At 64.3% G+C, this 17,191-nt stretch carries 15 protein-coding genes and 2 pseudogenes; 10 read left to right on the forward strand and 7 right to left on the reverse strand.

From position 1 onward, the window contains the following. Window position 1 precedes the first annotated feature (1 nt). Window positions 2-1,219 (reverse strand): annotated as a pseudogene (locus ACSKB8_RS19420) (ABC transporter substrate-binding protein). A 330-nt stretch (window positions 1,220-1,549) separates the two neighbouring features. Between ACSKB8_RS19420 and ACSKB8_RS19425 the strand changes: the two are divergent. Further along, the gene (locus ACSKB8_RS19425; protein ID WP_438105733.1) at window positions 1,550-2,851 is read left to right on the forward strand and encodes an MFS transporter; all 1,302 of its coding nucleotides are present in this window, start codon (window positions 1,550-1,552) and stop codon (window positions 2,849-2,851) included. Here the strand turns inward: ACSKB8_RS19425 and ACSKB8_RS19430 are convergent. Continuing rightward, window positions 2,837-4,336: a hypothetical protein gene (locus tag ACSKB8_RS19430; RefSeq protein WP_438105735.1), complete on the reverse strand. Its 1,500-nt coding sequence runs from the start codon at window positions 4,334-4,336 to the stop codon at window positions 2,837-2,839. The genes ACSKB8_RS19425 and ACSKB8_RS19430 overlap by 15 nt on opposite strands. 442 nt (window positions 4,337-4,778) lie before the next feature. On the opposite strand from ACSKB8_RS19430, the pseudogene ACSKB8_RS19435 reads away from it, so the two are divergent. The 6 genes and pseudogenes from ACSKB8_RS19435 (at window position 4,779) to ACSKB8_RS19460 (ending at window position 7,750) form a co-directional block, all read left to right on the forward strand. Then, a pseudogene (locus ACSKB8_RS19435) lies at window positions 4,779-5,239 on the forward strand (Hsp20 family protein). Window positions 5,240-5,319: 80 nt separating this feature from the next. Next, window positions 5,320-5,811, forward strand: coding sequence for an Hsp20/alpha crystallin family protein (locus ACSKB8_RS19440; RefSeq protein WP_438105736.1), 492 nt, complete (start codon window positions 5,320-5,322; stop codon window positions 5,809-5,811). Window positions 5,812-5,896: 85 nt separating this feature from the next. After that, the gene (locus ACSKB8_RS19445; RefSeq protein WP_438105738.1) at window positions 5,897-6,232 is read left to right on the forward strand and encodes a hypothetical protein; all 336 of its coding nucleotides are present in this window, start codon (window positions 5,897-5,899) and stop codon (window positions 6,230-6,232) included. Continuing rightward, complete coding sequence (locus ACSKB8_RS19450) at window positions 6,229-6,414, forward strand: hypothetical protein (protein WP_438105740.1); 186 nt, start codon at window positions 6,229-6,231, stop codon at window positions 6,412-6,414. Before ACSKB8_RS19445 ends, ACSKB8_RS19450 begins: the two co-directional genes overlap by 4 nt. 1 nt (window position 6,415) lies before the next feature. Further along, window positions 6,416-7,213 carry a fumarylacetoacetate hydrolase family protein gene (locus ACSKB8_RS19455; RefSeq protein ID WP_438105741.1) on the forward strand — a complete coding sequence of 266 codons (798 nt, stop codon included), beginning with the start codon at window positions 6,416-6,418 and terminating at the stop codon, window positions 7,211-7,213. 153 nt (window positions 7,214-7,366) lie between these two features. Continuing rightward, on the forward strand, window positions 7,367-7,750 hold the full coding sequence (locus tag ACSKB8_RS19460; RefSeq protein ID WP_438105743.1) for a hypothetical protein: 384 nt from the start codon (window positions 7,367-7,369) through the stop codon (window positions 7,748-7,750). 67 nt (window positions 7,751-7,817) lie between these two features. Here the strand turns inward: ACSKB8_RS19460 and ACSKB8_RS19465 are convergent, their stop codons facing one another. Next, window positions 7,818-8,669, reverse strand: a complete 852-nt coding sequence (locus ACSKB8_RS19465) for an HpcH/HpaI aldolase/citrate lyase family protein (RefSeq protein WP_438105745.1) — start codon at window positions 8,667-8,669, stop codon at window positions 7,818-7,820. Then, window positions 8,669-9,121 (reverse strand): MaoC family dehydratase, encoded by a 453-nt coding sequence (locus ACSKB8_RS19470; RefSeq protein ID WP_438105746.1) that lies wholly within the window; start codon window positions 9,119-9,121, stop codon window positions 8,669-8,671. The genes ACSKB8_RS19465 and ACSKB8_RS19470 overlap by 1 nt, the downstream gene beginning before the upstream one ends. Before the next feature lie 288 nt (window positions 9,122-9,409). Between ACSKB8_RS19470 and ACSKB8_RS19475 the strand changes: the two genes are divergently transcribed. Then, window positions 9,410-10,576 carry an acyl-CoA dehydrogenase family protein gene (locus ACSKB8_RS19475; protein ID WP_438105748.1) on the forward strand — a complete coding sequence of 389 codons (1,167 nt, stop codon included), beginning with the start codon at window positions 9,410-9,412 and terminating at the stop codon, window positions 10,574-10,576. A 101-nt stretch (window positions 10,577-10,677) separates the two neighbouring features. On the opposite strand, the gene ACSKB8_RS19480 is transcribed toward ACSKB8_RS19475, so the two are convergent. Genes ACSKB8_RS19480 through ACSKB8_RS19490 form a run of 3 tightly spaced genes read right to left on the reverse strand, consistent with a single transcriptional unit; the run spans window position 10,678 to window position 15,017 of the window. After that, window positions 10,678-11,214: a hypothetical protein gene (locus tag ACSKB8_RS19480; protein ID WP_438105750.1), complete on the reverse strand. Its 537-nt coding sequence runs from the start codon at window positions 11,212-11,214 to the stop codon at window positions 10,678-10,680. A 12-nt stretch (window positions 11,215-11,226) separates the two neighbouring features. After that, window positions 11,227-12,543 (reverse strand): hypothetical protein, encoded by a 1,317-nt coding sequence (locus ACSKB8_RS19485; RefSeq protein WP_438105752.1) that lies wholly within the window; start codon window positions 12,541-12,543, stop codon window positions 11,227-11,229. 59 nt (window positions 12,544-12,602) lie between these two features. After that, window positions 12,603-15,017, reverse strand: a complete 2,415-nt coding sequence (locus ACSKB8_RS19490) for a hypothetical protein (protein ID WP_438105754.1) — start codon at window positions 15,015-15,017, stop codon at window positions 12,603-12,605. Between the two features lie 513 nt (window positions 15,018-15,530). On the opposite strand from ACSKB8_RS19490, the gene ACSKB8_RS19495 reads away from it, so the two are divergent. Beyond that, entirely contained in the window at window positions 15,531-16,223 is a 693-nt protein-coding gene (locus tag ACSKB8_RS19495; RefSeq protein ID WP_438105755.1) for an RNA polymerase sigma factor, read from the forward strand. 143 nt (window positions 16,224-16,366) lie between these two features. Then, entirely contained in the window at window positions 16,367-17,191 is an 825-nt protein-coding gene (locus ACSKB8_RS19500) for a flagellin (protein ID WP_438105757.1), read from the forward strand.

The raw sequence follows: 17,191 nt of genomic DNA on the forward strand, positions 1-17,191 counted from the left end.
CTCACTTCTTCAAGAGCGGACATTTGGACTCGGAGACCGGGCGGAAGGCGTCCTCGCCCTTCACGGTCTTGACGATGTCCAGATAGTCCCACGGTTCCTTGGACTGCTCGGGCTTTTTCACCTTGGCGAGATACATGTCGCGGATGACGCGGCCGTCCTCGCGCAACTTGCCGCCGATGGACGAATGTATCCTCGATCGGCAGCTCGCGCATCTTGGCCATCACCTTGGCGGACTCGTCGGTTCCGGCGGCCTTGATGGCCTTGAGATAATCGCAGCACCGAACCGTAGACGCCGGTCTGGATCATGGTCGGCATCACCTTGGTGCGTTCGTAGAATTTCTTCGACCAGGCGCGGGTCGCCTCGTCCATGGCCCAGTAGGAGGCTGTGGTCATGTAGGTGCCCTGCGCGGCCTTGAGGCCGATCGCGTGCACGTCGGTGTCGAACATCAACAGGCCGACCAGCTTCTGGCCGCCCTGCACGAGGCCGAACTCGCCCGACTGCTCGATGGCGTTGTCGGTGTCCTGGCCGGCATTCGCGAAGGCGACCACATCGGATTTCGAGCTCTGGGCCTGGAGCGCGAAGGAGGAGAAATCGGCGGTGTTGGTCGGATGCTTGACGCCGCCGAGCACCTTGCCGCCCATCTCGTTGATCGAAGCGGGTTGCGTCCCTCTCGAGCTGCTGGCCGAAGGCGTAGTCGGCGGTGATGAAGTACCAGGATTTGCCGCCCTCCTTGATCACGGCGGAGGCCGTCACCTTCGATAGCGCATAGGTGTCGTAGGTGAAATGCACGGTATTGGGGCTGCACAGCTCGTCGGTCAGCGAGCTCGCGCCGGGGCCCGAGAGCAGGGCGATCTTGCCCCGCTCGCGCACCATGTTGTGGACGGCGATCGCGATGCCGGAATTGGGAATGTCGACGACGGCGTCGACCTTGCCGTTGTCGAACCAGCCGCGCACGATCTGCACGCCGACATCGGTCTTCATCTGGTGGTCGGCGCTGATGATCTCGATCGGCTTGCCGAGCACGGTCGGGCCGAATTCCTCCACCGCCATCTTCGCCGCTTCGACCGAGCCCGGCCCGCTGTTGTCGCGGCCCCAGCTCGATAGATCCGTCAGCACGCCGATCCGCACCACGTTGTCGGAGACTTGCGCGGTGGCCACTGTGGTCATGGCAGCTGAAGTCATGGCCGCGAGCATGGCGCAGGCCAGAAGCCCTTTCATCGTGGTTCCCTCTCTTATCGGCCGCTTGGTGCGGCGGGCTATTCTGCGATAAATTAGATATTGACGAATGAGTTTGTCAATAGTGAATAATTGGATGAGAGCCGATAGGGGGCGCGGCTGCTTCGGCATCATCATTGCGAGCGAAGCGAAGCAATCCAGAATGTTTCCGCGGAGACAGTCTGGATTGCTTCGTCGCAAGGGCTCCTCGCAATGACGGGTGTGGGAGCAGAGTGCACAAGTCTCGCGCAGTCCTGTGAGAGCGAACATCCCGCAGGTTGCAACGGTCAGCCTGATTGGCCATGATGCCACCCGGGATCTTTGGGGCAGGGTATGCCGGCAGCAACGGGGCTCTCCGCTTCGGCGGAGAAATCGACGACGGCGCATGTGGTGTGGGCGAGCGCGCTCGGCACCGCGATCGAATGGTACGACTTCTTGATCTACGGCACCGCCGCGGCGCTCGTCTTCAACAAGCTGTTCTTCCCGAGCTTCGATCCTTTCGTCGGCACGCTCGCGGCGTTCTCGACCTATGCGGTCGGCTTCGTGGCGCGGCCGATCGGCGGCGCGATCATCGGGCACTACGGCGACCGGCTCGGCCGCAAGACCATGCTGGTCGCGACGATGATCGCGATGGGGCTCGGCACCTTCCTGATCGGCTGCCTGCCGACCTACAGCCAGATCGGCGTCTGGGCGCCGATCCTGCTCGTCGGCCTGCGCTTCGTCCAGGGCATCGGGCTCGGGGGCGAATGGAGCGGCGCGGTGGTGATGGTGATCGAGCATGCCGGCAATCGCCGCGGCTTTTACGGCAGCCTGGTTCAGGTCGGCTTTCCCGTTGGCGTCGCCGCCTCGACCGGTATCTTCGGCCTGATGACGAAGCTGCCCGAGGCCGACTTCCTCAGCTGGGGCTGGCGCGTGCCGTTCCTGATCAGCATTCTGCTCGTCGGTATCGGCTTCATCGTGCGGCTCAAGCTCGCGGAGACGCCGCATTTCAAGGAGGTGGTCGAGCGCAAGGAGGTGCTGGCGCAGCCGGTCCTCGAGGTGCTGCGCCGCGACTGGCGCAGCTTTCTGCTGGCGATCGGCATCACGGTGTCGGAGGTCGGGCTCGCTTATCTCCTCACCGTCTTCACCGTGGTCTATGCCACGACGAAGCTCGGACTGCCGCGGCAGGTGATCCTGGAGGCGGTCGTCTGTGCCGCCATCGTCGAGTTCGCGACGCTGCCGCTCGCGGGATGGCTCTCCGACCTCTTCGGCCGCAAGGCGCTGTATCTCGCCGGCGGCGTGTTCTCGGTGGCGCTGGCGTTCCCGCTGTTCTGGTTCCTCGACACCAGGGAGCCGGCGCTGATCACGCTCGCGCTCGTCGTCACCATGACGCTGACCCATGCGCTGCTGTTCGGGCCGAAGGCCGCGTTCATGCCGGAACTGTTCCGCACCCAGGTGCGCTACAGCGGCGCCTCGCTCGGCGCCAACGTCGCGGCGGCATTGAGCGGCGGCTTCTCGCCGTTGATTGCGGCCGCGCTGCTGGCATGGGCCGGCTCGTACTGGGCGGTGTCGGTCTACATCATCGCGCTGTCGATCATCACGATCATCGCAACGCTGATGGCACCAGAGACGGCGCGCGAGTCACTGAAGTTCTGAGCGTCGCGGCAAGCAGGCGGGATTTGCCGCGTTCGGAATCACCAGGAAGGTGATGGTCGCTGGCGCAAGCCGGATTGCTCCCGCCGGCGTTGCCTGCGCCTCGAGCCTGGGCAGCATGCCATCGGCAGTCAGCGTGAGCGTCTTGCCGTTCAACTGCACGGTCGGGCCTTGGAGCCGCACCGCGTGCAGTGTGTACCGCTCGGCAGAATCCGAGAGCGTCAGCGGGTGCGTTGCGCTGCGCGAGGCGTTGATGGCGAGCAGCGACACCGCGCCCGCCATGGCCGGGTGGCAATGCGCGTAGAGATGAAGATCGGACGAAGCGGCCCTGCCTGCGTCGAGCACGATCGTTCCCATCAGCCCGCGCCAGAGCAGCGCAGCCCAGTAACTCGGCCGCGGCCGGAACGTTGCTTCGTCGAGCAGGCCGTAATCGCTGGCGGCCAGCGTATTGTGCATCACCACCTGGACGCCGGCCTTCGCCAGGCGTCCGAGCTGGTCGAGATAGCGGAAGGTGTCGAGAAAGGTCTGGTCCCATCGGCTGCCGCCGCAGGCCGCATCAGCCGTCTCGGTCAGCCAGATCGGCTTGCCCGGCTCGAAGGCATCGCGCAGGGCTTGGTAGGTCTTGAGTGTCGCATCCGTGCGCGCCAGCCATTCCTCCGAGAGCGCCTGCGCCGGATCATCGTGCCCGCCGCAGCGTGGCGAGATCGTGTTGTAGTGATGATAGGAGAAGCGATCGACGCCGGGTCCGGATGCGGCGAGCAGGTCGCGCGTTGTGATGGCCGCGCCGGATGGCGATGGTGCGTCGCCGGTCGAGCCTGGGCCGAGGATCAGCGTCTCCGGCGCGGCGCGCCGCATCCAGTCGCGGAAGATCTTGAAGTCGCGGCCATAGGCGGCCGCGTCATAGCCGGCCGGTGCACCGTTGGTCGCTGCGAGCGTCGGCTCGTTCATGAATTCGGCGGCGGCGATGCGGCCGCCCAGCGCGTGTGTGGTGTCGACCAGCTGCTGCGCCTGGTCCGGTTTCCACAGGCCATCGGTATCGCGGCTGCCGGGACTGATCGCAAAAGAGGTGACGATCTCCGCATCGACCGCGCGCGCGAACTCGACGACGCCGCGCCACTGCGCACGGCTGAGCACGGAGTTGAATCCCGGCGGCGGCTTTCCCGGCGCGTCGGCAAAGAACGTCGCATTGGCCCAGGTTCCGCTGACGCGCAGATAGGCCGGCGACAAGGCGGCGGCGAGCAGGCGCAGGCGTGCATTGGCCAGATCGATCGGCGGTCTTGCGCTGTAACGATCCCGCTGGTCGAAGCCTCGTGCCGTTCGCGGATAGGGCTTCCAGAATCGTCCGCCGGTCACCTCCACCATCTCGATGTTGTAGGACTGAAAGCGCGTATCGATCGTCGCGACCGCCTTCAACTGCGCTGCCGCGAAGGTGCTGTCGTCGGCGCGCGCGGCGCACAACGTTGCGGCCGCGAGCAGCGCAATCGTCATCGCCCCTGCTGCTGCGCAAGCAGTCCGGCGCGTTCGGGAGCCTTGTCGATCATGCATCGTGTTTCTTCATGCCCGCTGCGGGTCCACATGCATAAGGGGCACCCCCTGGCCCTTGCCTAAATCGACATTTCTATCTTCCTTTTACGTCGCCGTCGCCGCCGAGAGCTTCCGGGCACCCGCGCCGGGGCGCCTGGAGAACCCGTTGCGAGGGCCTGCAGGGACGAGCCCGACAGCCGACGATCAACGCGGGTAGGACGAAAAAATTTCTGGCAGCCCCCTTGAAATCGATATCCGTTTTTCTAAGTCGTTTTTCGCCGCGAGAGCGGTGTGCCGGATGCCAGAATCGGGTCCGGTACGGGCGCCGGGCTGGTCTTTTCGGACCTGTCTGAAATCCCCGCCTTGCGCTCCTTCGTATCCATCTTGCTCTTTGGAGGACTTGGTTATGAGGACCAATTTTGATTTCGCGCCTTTGTGGCGCTCCACCATCGGCTTCGACCACCTGGCCGACCTCGTCGACAGCACGCTGCGCCAGGCGACCGAGGACAACTATCCCCCTACAACATCGAGCGTTCCGGTGAAGACCACTACCGGATCAGCCTTGCCGTGGCGGGGTTCGGCGTTAATGACATCGCGGTGACGGCCGAACAGAACGCGCTCACCATCGAGGGCAAGAAGCCCGAGACTGCTGCGCGCGAATACCTGTACCAGGGCATTGCCGCCCGCCCCTTCAGGCGCGTGTTCAATCTCGCCGACTATGTTCAGGTGAAGCAGGCCTCGTTCCAGGACGGGCTCCTGATCATCGACCTCGTCCGCGAGGTTCCGGAGGCGATGAAGCCGCGCCGGATCGAGATCGCGAGCTGCACATCTCCTACGTCGCAGATCGAGCAGCAGAAAGCAGCTTAGGCTCGTCCAAAGCGTTGTCTTGGAGCGCGGACGGCATGTGGCCTCCGCGCTCCCGAGACCGTTGAATGAAGGAGAATACCATGGCTATTCGCGATCTTATTCCCTGGTCGAGAAACCAGGAGCTTGTGCAGGCGCGCGGCAACTACGATCCGTTCATGACGCTGCATCGCGAGATGAACCGTCTGTTCGACGATGTGTTCCGGGGCTTCGGCGGACCCGGCCTGTCGCCGCTCATGGAGGGGCGCTTCGGCTGGCCGAAGATCGAGCTCAGCGACACCGACAAGACGCTGACGATCTCGGCGGAGCTGCCCGGGATGACGGAGAAGGACGTCCAGATCGAAATCGCCAGGGGCGTCCTGACGATCCGCGGCGAGAAGAAGGATGAGCGCAAGCACGAAGGCAAATACTTCACCGAGCGCTACTACGGCGCCTTCGAGCGGCAGATTCCGCTTGAGGACGTCGATGAAGACAAGGCAGAGGCATCGTTTAAGGACGGAGTCCTGACCGTATCGCTGCCGAAGTCGGAGAAGGCACGCGAAGGCGTCAAGCGCATCGCAATCAATACGCATTAGCAACCACGGGCGGCGGCGGTGGGCGCCGCCGTCCATCATCAACAAACCCGTCCCTTGGAAAGGAGCATGAGGGGAGGCACGACCGATGACCAACGTGAATACCAATGCCGGCACTCTCAACCCGCTGTTTCATCCCGCTGCCCATTACGACTCACCTGCCGACGTCCTGAATGCTGAGGAGCTCTCCACACCGGAGAAACGGATCATCCTCTCGTCCTGGGCGTCCGACATATACGCGGTCGAATCCTGTCCCGCTCTGCGCGAGATGCCGGGCACGAGCCAGACCGTCCGACTCGCCGATATTCTGACGGCGTTGCGCCGGCTCGACGGCGACAATGACAATGACGACCCGCCGCGCGGCGGCGGCGTCCCGAGGCGGCTGCGGCGGCCCTGGGCCGCCGCGGAGCGGCGAGCAGCATGATGCTCGCGCACACCGTTCTGGCGCTCGTGCTGCTCGGCCCGGCCAAAGGTCGATGTGGCGCAGGTTTGGTCCGCGCGGTGATCCAGTCGCCGCGCCGATCAGTGTTGCTGGCATACCAAATATCGATTATCAGCCAGATCGGCGCGCATGACGCCGCCCAAGAAGGCGAAGGGAGCACCTGAGATGAAGAGGACCTCACCCACGCGACGCGATCTGCTCGCAACCGCCGCGGTCGCGACCGCGGCCACCATGGCGGACGTCGCACCGGCCGCCGCGCAAGCCGGGCCCAAGCCGATCTTCCCGGTGCCGATGGTGACGATCCCGATCGTCGGCGAGACCCAAGTCTTCCAGATCCGCCGCATCTACTGCATCGGGCGCAATTACGCGGCGCACGCGATCGAGCGCGGCTCGGATCCGAACCGCGAGCCGCCGTTCTTCTTCCAGAAGCCGACCGACGCGATCCAGAACGTCGCGATCGGCGAGGTCGCCGATCATCCCTATCCGTCGCTGACCAAGAACTATCATCATGAGGTCGAGCTGGTCGCGGCGCTGAAATCCGGCGGCACCAACATTCCCGTCGAGAAGGCGCTCGACCATGTCTACGGCTATGCGCTCGGTCTCGACATGACCCGGCGCGATCTCCAGAACGGCATGGCCACGGAGAAGAAGCCCTGGGAGATCGGCAAGAGCTTTGATCATGCTGCCGTGCTCGGTCCGATTCATCCGGCAAGCAAGACCGGCCATTTCGAGAAGGGTGCCATCTCGCTGGCGGTGAACGGCACCGTCCGGCAGAACTCCGATCTCAGCAAGATGATCTGGAGCGTGGCCGAGCAGATCGCAAAGCTGTCGGAAGCGTTCGAGCTCAAGGCCGGCGACATCATCTATTCCGGCACGCCGGAGAATGTCGGCCCGGTGGTGAAGGGCGACGTGCTCGTGTGCAAGCTCGAGGGCCTGCCGGACATGTCGATCAAGATCGCGTAGCAGTTGCGCTGAGTGGCCAGCGTGGAACCCCGGTTGACGGCGCAAGCGGTGCGAGCGCCGAGTTCCATGGGTGGTTGCCCTTTGTTGGCCGGCAAGCGAACTTCGTACGGCCATATTTGAGCAGGAGTGATCTCCCGCGAGGGAGGCACTCCGATGAACAAGGCTCTGATCACCGCTATTGCAATGCTGGCTTGCGTGCCCGCGAGCGCAGTTGCGCAGGAGCGCGCAGGCGATGCAGCGCTCGGCGCCTTGTCCGGTGCGGTCGTGCTGGGCCCGGTCGGAGCCGTCGCCGGAGCTTTGGTCGGCTACACGGCTGGACCTTCGATCGCCCGATCCTGGGGCATGAGAGGTTCGCAGTCGGCAAGGCACCGCCAGCCGCCGCGTCGCGCGGCCGCGACCCGCGTCCCACCGCCCGCGCGCGAGGCGATGGCTGCCAACGGCCAGATGAGAACTGCCGGCAATCCGACCCCGCCGGTTCAAGCCGCGCCCGCCGTGCCGCCGCAAACCTCGACGCCGCCCGTTCAGGGATTCGACTGAGGCCGATCGATAGTCCGCGCAATCAGCGCGGCTTGGCGAACGATCATGGCGAGGCCCGCGTCCTGATCTAGACTTGGCCGAGGATCTTCTTCGCGGCGCGAAGATGCGGCTTGTCGATCATCTGGCCGTCGAGCCGCAGCGTGCCGGAATTGGGATTGCTCGCGAACGCGGCGATCACCCTCGTAGCCCATCTGCGTTCGGAGTCGGTCGGCTCGAAGGCCGCGTTGACGACATCGACATGCTTGGGATGGATCAGCGCCTTGGCCGAAAAACCGTCGCGCCGTGCCGCGCGCGTCTTCTGCTCGAGGCCGGCGAGGTTGTCAATGTCGGTATAGACGGTGTCGATCGGCGCGACCTCGGCCGCCGCCGCCGCCATCAGGCAGAGATCGCGCGCGAGCCGATAGGGGCTGTGGAACACGCCGCCCGAGGCTTTCTCGGTGGCGCCGAGCGAGGCCGAGAGGTCTTCCGCGCCCCACATCAGGCCGGCGAGGCGCGGGGAGCATCCCTTGTAGCTGCCGAGGCCGAAGATCGAGCCCGCGGTCTCCGTCGCGACGCAGACGATACGCGTCGTGCCGATCGTGATGCCAGACGCCGCCTCGAACGCTTCGAGCCAGGTCGCCACCTGCCGTACGTCGTCGCCGCCTTGCGATTTCGGCAGCACGATGCCGTCGGGTTTGCCCGGCATCACGGCGGCGAGATCGGCGAGCGTCATGCCGGTGTCGAGCGCGTTGACGCGGACGTAGAGCTGATGCGGGCCGCGAGAGCTCTTCAGCATCGCCAGCGTCAACCCGCGCGCTTCGTCCTTCTTCTCGATGACGACGGAGTCCTCGAGATCGATGATCAGCGCGTTGGCCTTGCCTTCGCTCGCCTTCTCGAATTTGCGCGGGGAATCGCCCGGCACGAACAGCATCGAACGCATCAGACTGGCCTCTTGTGCATCATCGCCATGCGCCGGCATTTGCCGACGACCTCGTCGTTCTGGTTAAGAGCGTGGTGCTCGAACTCGACGATGCCCGCCCTGGGGCGCGATTTCGATTCCCGCAACGAAAGCACCTTCGTCGTTGCCCGTAACGTATCGCCATGGAAGACAGGCTTTGGAAAAGTGACGTCGATCATGCCGAGATTGGCAACGGTAGTCCCCAGGGTCGTATCATAGACCGTCATGCCGATCATGATGCCGAGGGTGTAAAGGCTGTTGAAAATGCGCTGGCCGAATTCGGTCTTTTCGGAGAAATGCGCGTCGATGTGCAGCGGCTGCGGATTGAGCGTGAGCAGGCTGAACATGGTGTTGTCCATCTCCGTGACGGTCCGGGTCAGCGGATGCCTGAACTCCTGGCCCACGGAAAAATCCTCGTAATAAAGTCCGGCCATCGCGGTTTCCCTCCCTGCGAAATAACAGCGCGCTCGCACAGTCGCGCCGCATGACCCTATGCATGGTACACACAGTTGGCAGACAAATTCACGTATCTGTATTCAGTTTTTCCAGCTAAAGAACGCAACCGAGGGAACGTCCGGCGCAGCAATCGGCCATGGCCTTTTGGGTGGGTCACGCGAAGAGAAGAGAGATTGCGCGCGGTCGCGGCTGCCACGGTCATTTTCCAACTCGCCTCAAGATCGGGCCCGTGAGTCGCCGCTGCTCCCAATAAGGAGATCAAGAACATGGATTTCGCGCTCACCGATCAGCAGGAAGCCATTCGCGACGCCATCGCCAAGATCTGCGAAGGCTTCCCCGATGCCTATTGGCTGAAGAAGGACCACGACGGCGGCTTCCCGCACGACTTCCACAAGGCGCTGGCCGATGCCGGCTGGCTCGGCATCTGCGTGCCGGAGGAGTATGGCGGCTCCGGGCTCGGAATCACGGAAGCCGCGATCATGATGCGCACGATCGCCGAATCCGGTGCCGGCATGTCCGGGGCGTCCGCGGTGCACATCAACGTGTTCGGGCTCAATCCCGTCGTCGTATTCGGCACCGAGGAGCAGCGCAAGCGCATGCTGCCGCCGATGGTCGAGGGCCGCGAGAAGGCGTGCTTCGCCGTCACCGAGCCCAACACCGGCCTCAACACCACCCAGCTCAAGACCCGCGCGGTCGCCAAGAACGACCGCTACATCGTCAACGGCCAGAAGGTGTGGATCTCGACCGCGCAGGTCGCGCACAAGATCCTGCTGCTGGCGCGCACCACGCCGCTGGAAGAGGTACGCTCGCCGACCCACGGCCTCAGCCTGTTCTACACCGATTTCGACCGCAACACGATCAAGGTCCACGAGATCGAGAAGATGGGCCGCAAGATCGTCGATTCCAACGAGCTGTTCTTCGAGGACTTTGAAATTCCGATGGAGGATCGGATCGGCGAGGAAGGCAAAGGCTTCCAGTACATCCTCGAAGGCATGAACCCCGAGCGCATCTTGATCGCCGCGGAAGCCGTGGGCCTCGGCAAGCTCGCGCTGTCGCGCGCGACCGAGTACGCCAAGACGCGCGTGGTGTTCAACCGCCCGATCGGCAAGAACCAGGGCATCCAGCATCCGCTGGCGGTGAACTGGGTCGAGCTCGAGGCGGCCTGGCTGATGGTGATGTCGGCGGCCTGGCAATACGACAAGGGCATGCCCTGCGGCGCCGCCGCCAATGCGGCAAAGTATCTCGCCGGCGAAGCCGGTTTCTCGGCTTGCGAGCAGGCGGTGATGACCCATGGCGGCTTTGGTTACGCCAAGGAATTCCACGTCGAGCGGTACCTGCGCGAGATCCTGATCCCGCGCATCGCGCCGGTCAGCCCGCAGCTTGCGCTCAGCTTCATCGCAGAAAAAGTGCTTGGCCTCGCCAAGTCCTATTGATCTGCGGATTGTCCGGCAGGATCTGCGATGTCTCGGAGAAACCTCGCTGATCGATCCATGCTGACGGCTATCGATGCAGCTGCGCGGCTTCGCGAGATAACTCAATTCATCATCGCAAGCGTCGGGCGCTGGCTCTCGCCGGACCCGATGATCCCAGGCAGATCCGCCGCCTCGCCGGCGATCATGCCCGACATCTGCCAGAACAGATGGGCGAGGCGGGAGAACACCAGCCGCTCGCGCTCGGCAGGAACCGTGCCATCGGGGATGGTCACGGTTTCCAGGCCGACGACCTTCTTGAAATCCGGCCAGATCGTCATCGACTGCGCGATCACGGAGTAGCAGCGTGGATCCTCGTCGCTCTCGTCGGGCGCGGGTGGCAGGCCCGGATATTGCGTCGCCGCGGCGTAGAATTTGTAGGCGCCATAGCCGAGCTGAAGCAGGAATTTTTCAGAGATGGCGGCGTCGGCGGCAAAGGAGACCAGGCGGGCTTCGCTAAGCATGTCCGGGTCGATCGCGTCGAGGTCGGATGCGCGGAGCGCCGAGCAGAAGGCGAGCTCGCGATTGTGTTCGCGGAGCAGATTGGCCAGCGGCTGCTGCTGCTGAACGGTGTCGGTGAGAAGGATGATGGTCTTGAGCATCTGGGATGTTCCTCAGGGGAAGAGGTGGCGTGCGGTCGTGACCGCGTCGTCGGAAGCACAGGTGGCGAAGAAATCGTTGGCGATGCGCTGTCCCGGCGCGATCTCCAGGATGCGGTAACGGGCCAAGCCAGCGGCTTCGCGTACGGCGCCGACGTCCTCCTGCCAGGCGCAGAGCGACAGCTCCAGCCGGCCGTAGCCGCCGCAATCGGCGGCATAAGCGCCCGTCACAGCCTCAACGGTGGCGGCCACCGCGCCGGCATCGCTGGTGGAAATGTCGCGCAGGATCACGGCGATGCCGTTGCCGGCTTCGGGTTTCGAGGTCATGACCATGAAGGCGTCACGCGCGCCGGTGCGGCCGGCGCGGCGGGCCGTGCGCACGATGCCTGCAAAGCCGGGATCGGGGCCGAGCTCGAGTGTCGTCGTCTGCTGGTCGTGCAGGATCGTGGCCCGCATCGCACTGAGGTCGCCGTTCAGCGCGTGATAGGACCGCGGCAGCCATACGGTGTCGAGCGGCACCTGTGACGACGTCAGGCTCCAGGCCTGGTCCAACAGATAGCCCTCCCAGATCGCGGGATAGGAGGCGGCAAGCTGTTGCCATGTGCGAAGCAGCCGCTCCGCATCGGCGGAGCGGCCGAGATAGAGCGTGCGCGCCGACATCTCCCACCGATTCCACTTGTGGAGCGCCACGTCGCAGCCGAGGAAGGAGGGCAGCAGCGGCGCTTCGCGCAAGGCCGCCTCGGCGTCGACGTACAGCAGCGGCTCGCGATATTTGTTCCACATCCGCACAATGAACTCCGCCTTCTCGAAGCAGAGGATGCGGTCATCGAACTCCGTCTCGACCGGCTCGATATGGCAATCGAGGTGCAGGCGTTCGACCGATTGGCGGAGGCGTAGGGGCGCCGCCTCGTCGCTGCCGCGCGGATAGCAGGAGATGATCCGCGGCCGGAGCGTGCAGGCGTCGGCCGTGACGAGGAATTTCGACCAGCCGATGCCGCCCCACCACATCTCGTGCGGGCCGTCCGCGCCGCAGGGGCCGACGGTGCCGAATTCGGTCAGCTTGGACTTGAGGAAATCAAAGCCGGGATTCTCGCTTCGGGGAATGACGACGGCGCAGGCGGGATTGAGCGCGCGGTAGAGCAGCTCGGCTGCCGCGCCGCTCGGAGGCTCCTCGAGGATGATGACGCCGTTGCGCCCGTCCGGGACGCCATCGAGCGTCGGCGCACCGTACTGGCCGACGAGCCAGGCAAGCCGGTCGCGCTGGGGCCGGCCGAGCCGGATGCCGCCGGATTGCAGCAGCCGATCAAGATTCGCGCGTGTCTCGTCCGTCAATTCCGTGCCCCCTCGTAAGCCCTTGGACTTCAACGGTTGGGGCGGCGCGATCAGGCGGACTATTTCGGGCTGGCGCCGAGCGATGTGATCGCAATGGAATAGATCGCGATCTCCTGCGTCATCGGGAGGACCGGGATCAGCAGGCAGCCGTCCTCGGTGTCAGTGCGGTAGTGGCCGCCGTTCTGCTGCACGCCGGCATAGACCAGGACGTCGGCCGCAATGCCGATCACCTCCTGGCTGCCGGCCGCATCGCGAACGTCGTCGCCGTGCTGCACGGTCACGCCATGAAGAAGACCCTCGGGCGCGAATTTTGCCAGCGGCAGCGCGATCACGGCGATTGCCATGGTGCGGGCCAAGGGAACGCGCAGGCGCAGCTCGCCGACCCCGTTGCGATGGATGGTCACGCGCTCCATCGTTGCACTCCCGTCGGCACGGAACAGGCCGACCTGAACCCGCTCGCAGGGCCTTTCCTCGAAGACGTCTGCGGGCAGGCGGTTGGCACCGAACAGCACATAGAGATAGCCGTAGGACGGTGACAGGGCGGCAAAGCTGCCGGCGAGCCACATCGGCGGCGCAGCCGCGGTGCAGGCGGCCGAGAGGCCGCGGGCGGTGATCTGGTCGCGCACGAATTGCCTGTCGAGCAACGGCGCGAGCGCATGGGTGCCGAGATTGACGTCGTGCTTCAACGTGCCGAGCAGCGCCAGCTCGTCATCGTCGGGCAGCAGCAGGAGCCGTGCCAGCGTCGCCGCGCACCAGCGCGCGGCGACGTCGGGTGCAGCGTGAGGATCGAGGCGGTAGTTGCGCGCGATCTCGCCTGCACTCGCCGCGAAAGCCAGCGCGCCGGCCTGGATCTCCGCGGCGAGCGCCACCTGCTCGGCGGGACGTGGATTGATCTCGCGCAGCACCGCGCCGCCGTCGTAGTCGCGCACCGAGCCGTCGGCGGCGCAGCAGGCCTGCTCCAGCAACGCGACGTTGCGGATCAACATGCGTTTGACGTGCGGCGTGACCACGAGATCGGAGATGAAGCCGGCCGCGCTGTCCTCCTCAGTGAGATCGTCGAAGGCGTCGTCGAGCGACATCAGATAGGCGCCGTGGAGGCGGATCTTGATGCCTTCCAGGTCGAAGACGCGGCGCAGCGCCTTTTGCACGCTGCCGGAATAGCCGAGATCGGCGAGGACGAGATCGGTGCAATCGTCGAAGCCGGGGATGGCATGGCGGAGATAGGCGAGCAGCCGGGCGCGCAGGCCCGCGCCGAGCCCGACGATCTCGGCCGGATCCATCAGTCCGGGAAGCGCCTCGGCGAGCTCTTCGCCGGAGGCGATGCCACCGGGACAGCCGGCGAAGAACGCTGCCACCTTCGGCGGCATGATCTTGAGCATGTCGTGGAAGGTCGGCGCGTCGATCTTGAAGACCTTGCCGAGAAGATCGACCAGCGGCTGCATCGTGTCGGCCGACGCGATCAGACTGACTCGGCGGTTCATCTCGAGATAGGAAGCCGTCCCGCCATGCAGATCCTGCCAGATCCGGTGCGACAGGAAGCCGTCGCGGCCGAGAAAGCCGAGCGCGACCTGCCGGCCGTTGCCCGCAAGGTCTTCGCAGCGTCGCGCCACGAAAGCGTCGAATGCCGCCATCACGGGGCCTAGAACGGTCAGACCCAGATGGAAGGCTGGGGACCTCTCGACACTGCGGCCGGCGACCACGCGCCGCAGCGTCCGCGCGCCGTGATCGAGCCGCGATGGCGCGCCCGTGCACAGCAGCTCGAACAGTGCCGTCTCGCGCTGAAACTTCGAAGCCAATTGCGCGGTCGCCTGCGGATAATAGCGGGGGTGGATGCCGTGGCGCTTGGCGCCCTTGATGTCGGCCTTGTCGTTGTCGCCGACATGGAAGGAGGAGGCGGCGTCGATACCCTGCTCGGAGAGATATGTGGCGAACAGTGTTTCGCTCTTGCTGCTGCCATGGTCGCAGGACGCATAGAGGAAGTCCCATGTCAGTTCGGGACGGCAAGCCCGCAGCAAATGGCCCAGCCGCTCGGAATCCCAATACGTGTCGGAGATGAATCCGACGTGATTGCCGGCGCGCTTCATGTCCAGATATTGCCTGATCATGTCGGGATTGGCGCGGCAGAGCTCGAGTTCGGCGGCGAACTCGGCCTCGACCAGATCGTTCAGGTCGCCGCGTGAAAGGCCGAACAGCCTGAACGGAAAATAGGAATAGATCTCGGCGATGTGCACTTCGCTAGCACCGCGCTTCTCCTTCGCCGTTCGGCGCGCGCGCGATTCGGCCTGGATTCGATGCTGAACGAAACTCGTGGAAACATTCGGACGAGATCTTGAAATGTCCAAAAGCTCGTAAGTCCTTTCAAATACGCCATCCGGCGTCGTGCAGGCGCGCAGCAGAAACGTATCGAAAACATCGAATGACCAAGCAGAAACAATTTGCGCACGGCGCTCTGCGCCGGCCGTCGCTAACTTCATGCTGCAATTCCCCGTCCACCAACACGATTAACGTGCGCATGCGTGGAGTCAGGCGCTACGAATGCGAAAAAAATTCACGCGCGATTCAAAATCGCGCTCGTCGCGACTGACAGATTCAAAAAAATCGCTAGGTTCGAAAAAGGTGATTTGGAAAAAATTGCCGAGTGCAGAAGTCGTCGCGCGTTCATTCACACTCGGAAACGATCGCTTCTTCACGCGCTGCGCGCGTGTCGCGTGCGATCACCTAGTGCCGCGTAATGTCAGCGTTTTCTTACCGCTACATCTGTTCAGGATGGATGATCCGCCATGGCGCGAGACGATGTGATGATTGCAGGATTGACGCGCGCACTTCGCGCACAGTCGGCAATTATTGCCCGATACTCGGCAAAAGTGACCTGCTAACATCTTGAAAAACAACAAAAATTCTCCGCCTGGATTGTTTGGGCCCCGCGTTCAACGCCTGGAAGCCGTGTGGCATGTGCGCCGCCGGCATTGCGGGTTGGAGGTTGCGGGATGAGTTACGCTGCTGATGTCATGGCTCCCGCCGAGGCCGAGATCACGGGGCCGGCCGATGCGGTCATGCCGGTGACGCCGTCGGTGCCGCTCGCGCCTGACAGCTCGCCTGATACCGCCGATGTCGTCTTCGACGAGGACAGCGAACTGCTGGATAGGCTAGCGGCCGGCGACGAAGCCGCGTTCCGCATGCTGGTCGAGCGCCATATCGATCGCGCTTACGCGATCGCGCTGCGCATCGTCGGCAACGCTGCGGACGCCGAGGACGTGGTGCAGGACACTATGCTCAAGATCTGGAGCCATCGCGGACGCTGGCAGCACGGCCGCGCCAAATTCTCGACCTGGCTCTACCGAGTCATCTCCAACCGCTGCATCGATCTCCGGCGCAAGCCGCGCAACGAGAATGTCGAGACGGTGCCGGAAGTCGCCGACGCCCAGCCCGGCGCCGTCGAAATCATCGAGCGCAACGAGCTGAATGACATGTTGGAGCTCGCGATGCAGCGCCTGCCCGAGCAGCAGCGCATCGCGGTGATCCTGTCGTATCACGAGAACATGAGCAATGGCGAGATCGCCCAGGTGATGGACACCACGGTGGCTGCGGTGGAGTTGCTGCTCAAGCGCGGCCGCCAGCAGCTCCGACAGCTCCTGCGCAAGCACGAGCGCGACATCCGCACCGCGTTTACCGACTGCTAACCATAAAAATCGCCTCGCGAAAAATTTCGCGCCTGATCTCTTTGCGCTCCGCCGTTTGAGCGAACGGACGGGGCTGCGGTCCGCGTCGTCGTAAGTCGATTTCAACGATGCGGCACGCTTGCCCATCAGCACAGGAGCTTCCAATGCCCGCAATCAACACCAATACCGCCGCCAATGCCGCGGTCCGCTACCTCAACATCAACTCCTCGCAGGAAACCAGCTCGCTCTCGAAGCTGTCGAGCGGTTCGCGCATCACGTCCGCGTCCGACGATGCCGCCGGCCTTGCGATCTCCACCCGCATCTCCTCGGACGTCACCACCTTGCAGCAGGCCGCGACCAACGCCTCGCAGGCCACCGCGATCCTCCAGACCGCGGATGGCGGCGCCTCGAACATCTCCGACATCCTGGCGCGCATGAAGTCGCTGGCTTCCGAATCCGCTTCGGGAACCACGACCAACTCCAGCCGCGCCTATATCAACTCGGAGTTCACGCAGCTCACGAGCGAAATCGATTTGATCGCCTCCGGCACTCGCTACTCCAGCCAGAGCCTGCTCGATGGCTCGAGCGTGTTCGCCTCCGGCGTTTCGGTGCTGGTCGGCTCCTCGGGCTCGGACACCATCACGATCACGCTCACGAGCCTCACGGCCTCTTCGCTCGGCGTGTCCTCGCTCGACGTCAGCACGCTGTCGGATGCGACCTCGGCGTTGACCGCGCTGGATACGGCGATCGACACGGTCTCCGCGGCCCGCGCCAGCATCGGCGCCCAGGAGTTGCGGTTCAACTTCAGCGCGGACTCGATCTCGACCCAGACCCAGAACCTGCAATCCGCGAACTCGGCCATCAAGGACGTCGACATCGCGGCCGAACAATCCAAGCTCTCCTCAGCGGAAGTGAAGACGCAGGCTGCCGTGTCGGCGCTCGCCGCGGCGAACCAGATGCCGCAGTACCTGCTCAAGCTGCTGGGCTGA

Origin of the sequence: Bradyrhizobium sp. BR 1432 (genome assembly GCF_051547705.1) — a bacterium.
Taxonomy (GTDB): domain Bacteria; phylum Pseudomonadota; class Alphaproteobacteria; order Rhizobiales; family Xanthobacteraceae; genus Bradyrhizobium; species Bradyrhizobium zhanjiangense.

Excerpts from the sequence above, each read along its gene's own strand:
- ACSKB8_RS19445 (WP_438105738.1), top strand. The coding sequence starts at position 5,897 with ATGACCAACGTGAATACCAATGCCGGCACTCTCAACCCGCTGTTTCAT.
- ACSKB8_RS19430 (WP_438105735.1), bottom strand. The coding sequence starts at position 4,336 with ATGACGATTGCGCTGCTCGCGGCCGCAACGTTGTGCGCCGCGCGCGCC.
- ACSKB8_RS19460 (WP_438105743.1), top strand. The coding sequence starts at position 7,367 with ATGAACAAGGCTCTGATCACCGCTATTGCAATGCTGGCTTGCGTGCCC.
- ACSKB8_RS19425 (WP_438105733.1), top strand. The coding sequence starts at position 1,550 with ATGCCGGCAGCAACGGGGCTCTCCGCTTCGGCGGAGAAATCGACGACG.
- ACSKB8_RS19500 (WP_438105757.1), top strand. The coding sequence starts at position 16,367 with ATGCCCGCAATCAACACCAATACCGCCGCCAATGCCGCGGTCCGCTAC.
- ACSKB8_RS19475 (WP_438105748.1), top strand. The coding sequence starts at position 9,410 with ATGGATTTCGCGCTCACCGATCAGCAGGAAGCCATTCGCGACGCCATC.
- ACSKB8_RS19465 (WP_438105745.1), bottom strand. The coding sequence starts at position 8,669 with ATGCGTTCGATGCTGTTCGTGCCGGGCGATTCCCCGCGCAAATTCGAG.
- ACSKB8_RS19490 (WP_438105754.1), bottom strand. The coding sequence starts at position 15,017 with ATGAAGTTAGCGACGGCCGGCGCAGAGCGCCGTGCGCAAATTGTTTCT.
- ACSKB8_RS19450 (WP_438105740.1), top strand. The coding sequence starts at position 6,229 with ATGATGCTCGCGCACACCGTTCTGGCGCTCGTGCTGCTCGGCCCGGCC.
- ACSKB8_RS19495 (WP_438105755.1), top strand. The coding sequence starts at position 15,531 with ATGAGTTACGCTGCTGATGTCATGGCTCCCGCCGAGGCCGAGATCACG.
- ACSKB8_RS19440 (WP_438105736.1), top strand. The coding sequence starts at position 5,320 with ATGGCTATTCGCGATCTTATTCCCTGGTCGAGAAACCAGGAGCTTGTG.
- ACSKB8_RS19455 (WP_438105741.1), top strand. The coding sequence starts at position 6,416 with ATGAAGAGGACCTCACCCACGCGACGCGATCTGCTCGCAACCGCCGCG.
- ACSKB8_RS19480 (WP_438105750.1), bottom strand. The coding sequence starts at position 11,214 with ATGCTCAAGACCATCATCCTTCTCACCGACACCGTTCAGCAGCAGCAG.
- ACSKB8_RS19470 (WP_438105746.1), bottom strand. The coding sequence starts at position 9,121 with ATGGCCGGACTTTATTACGAGGATTTTTCCGTGGGCCAGGAGTTCAGG.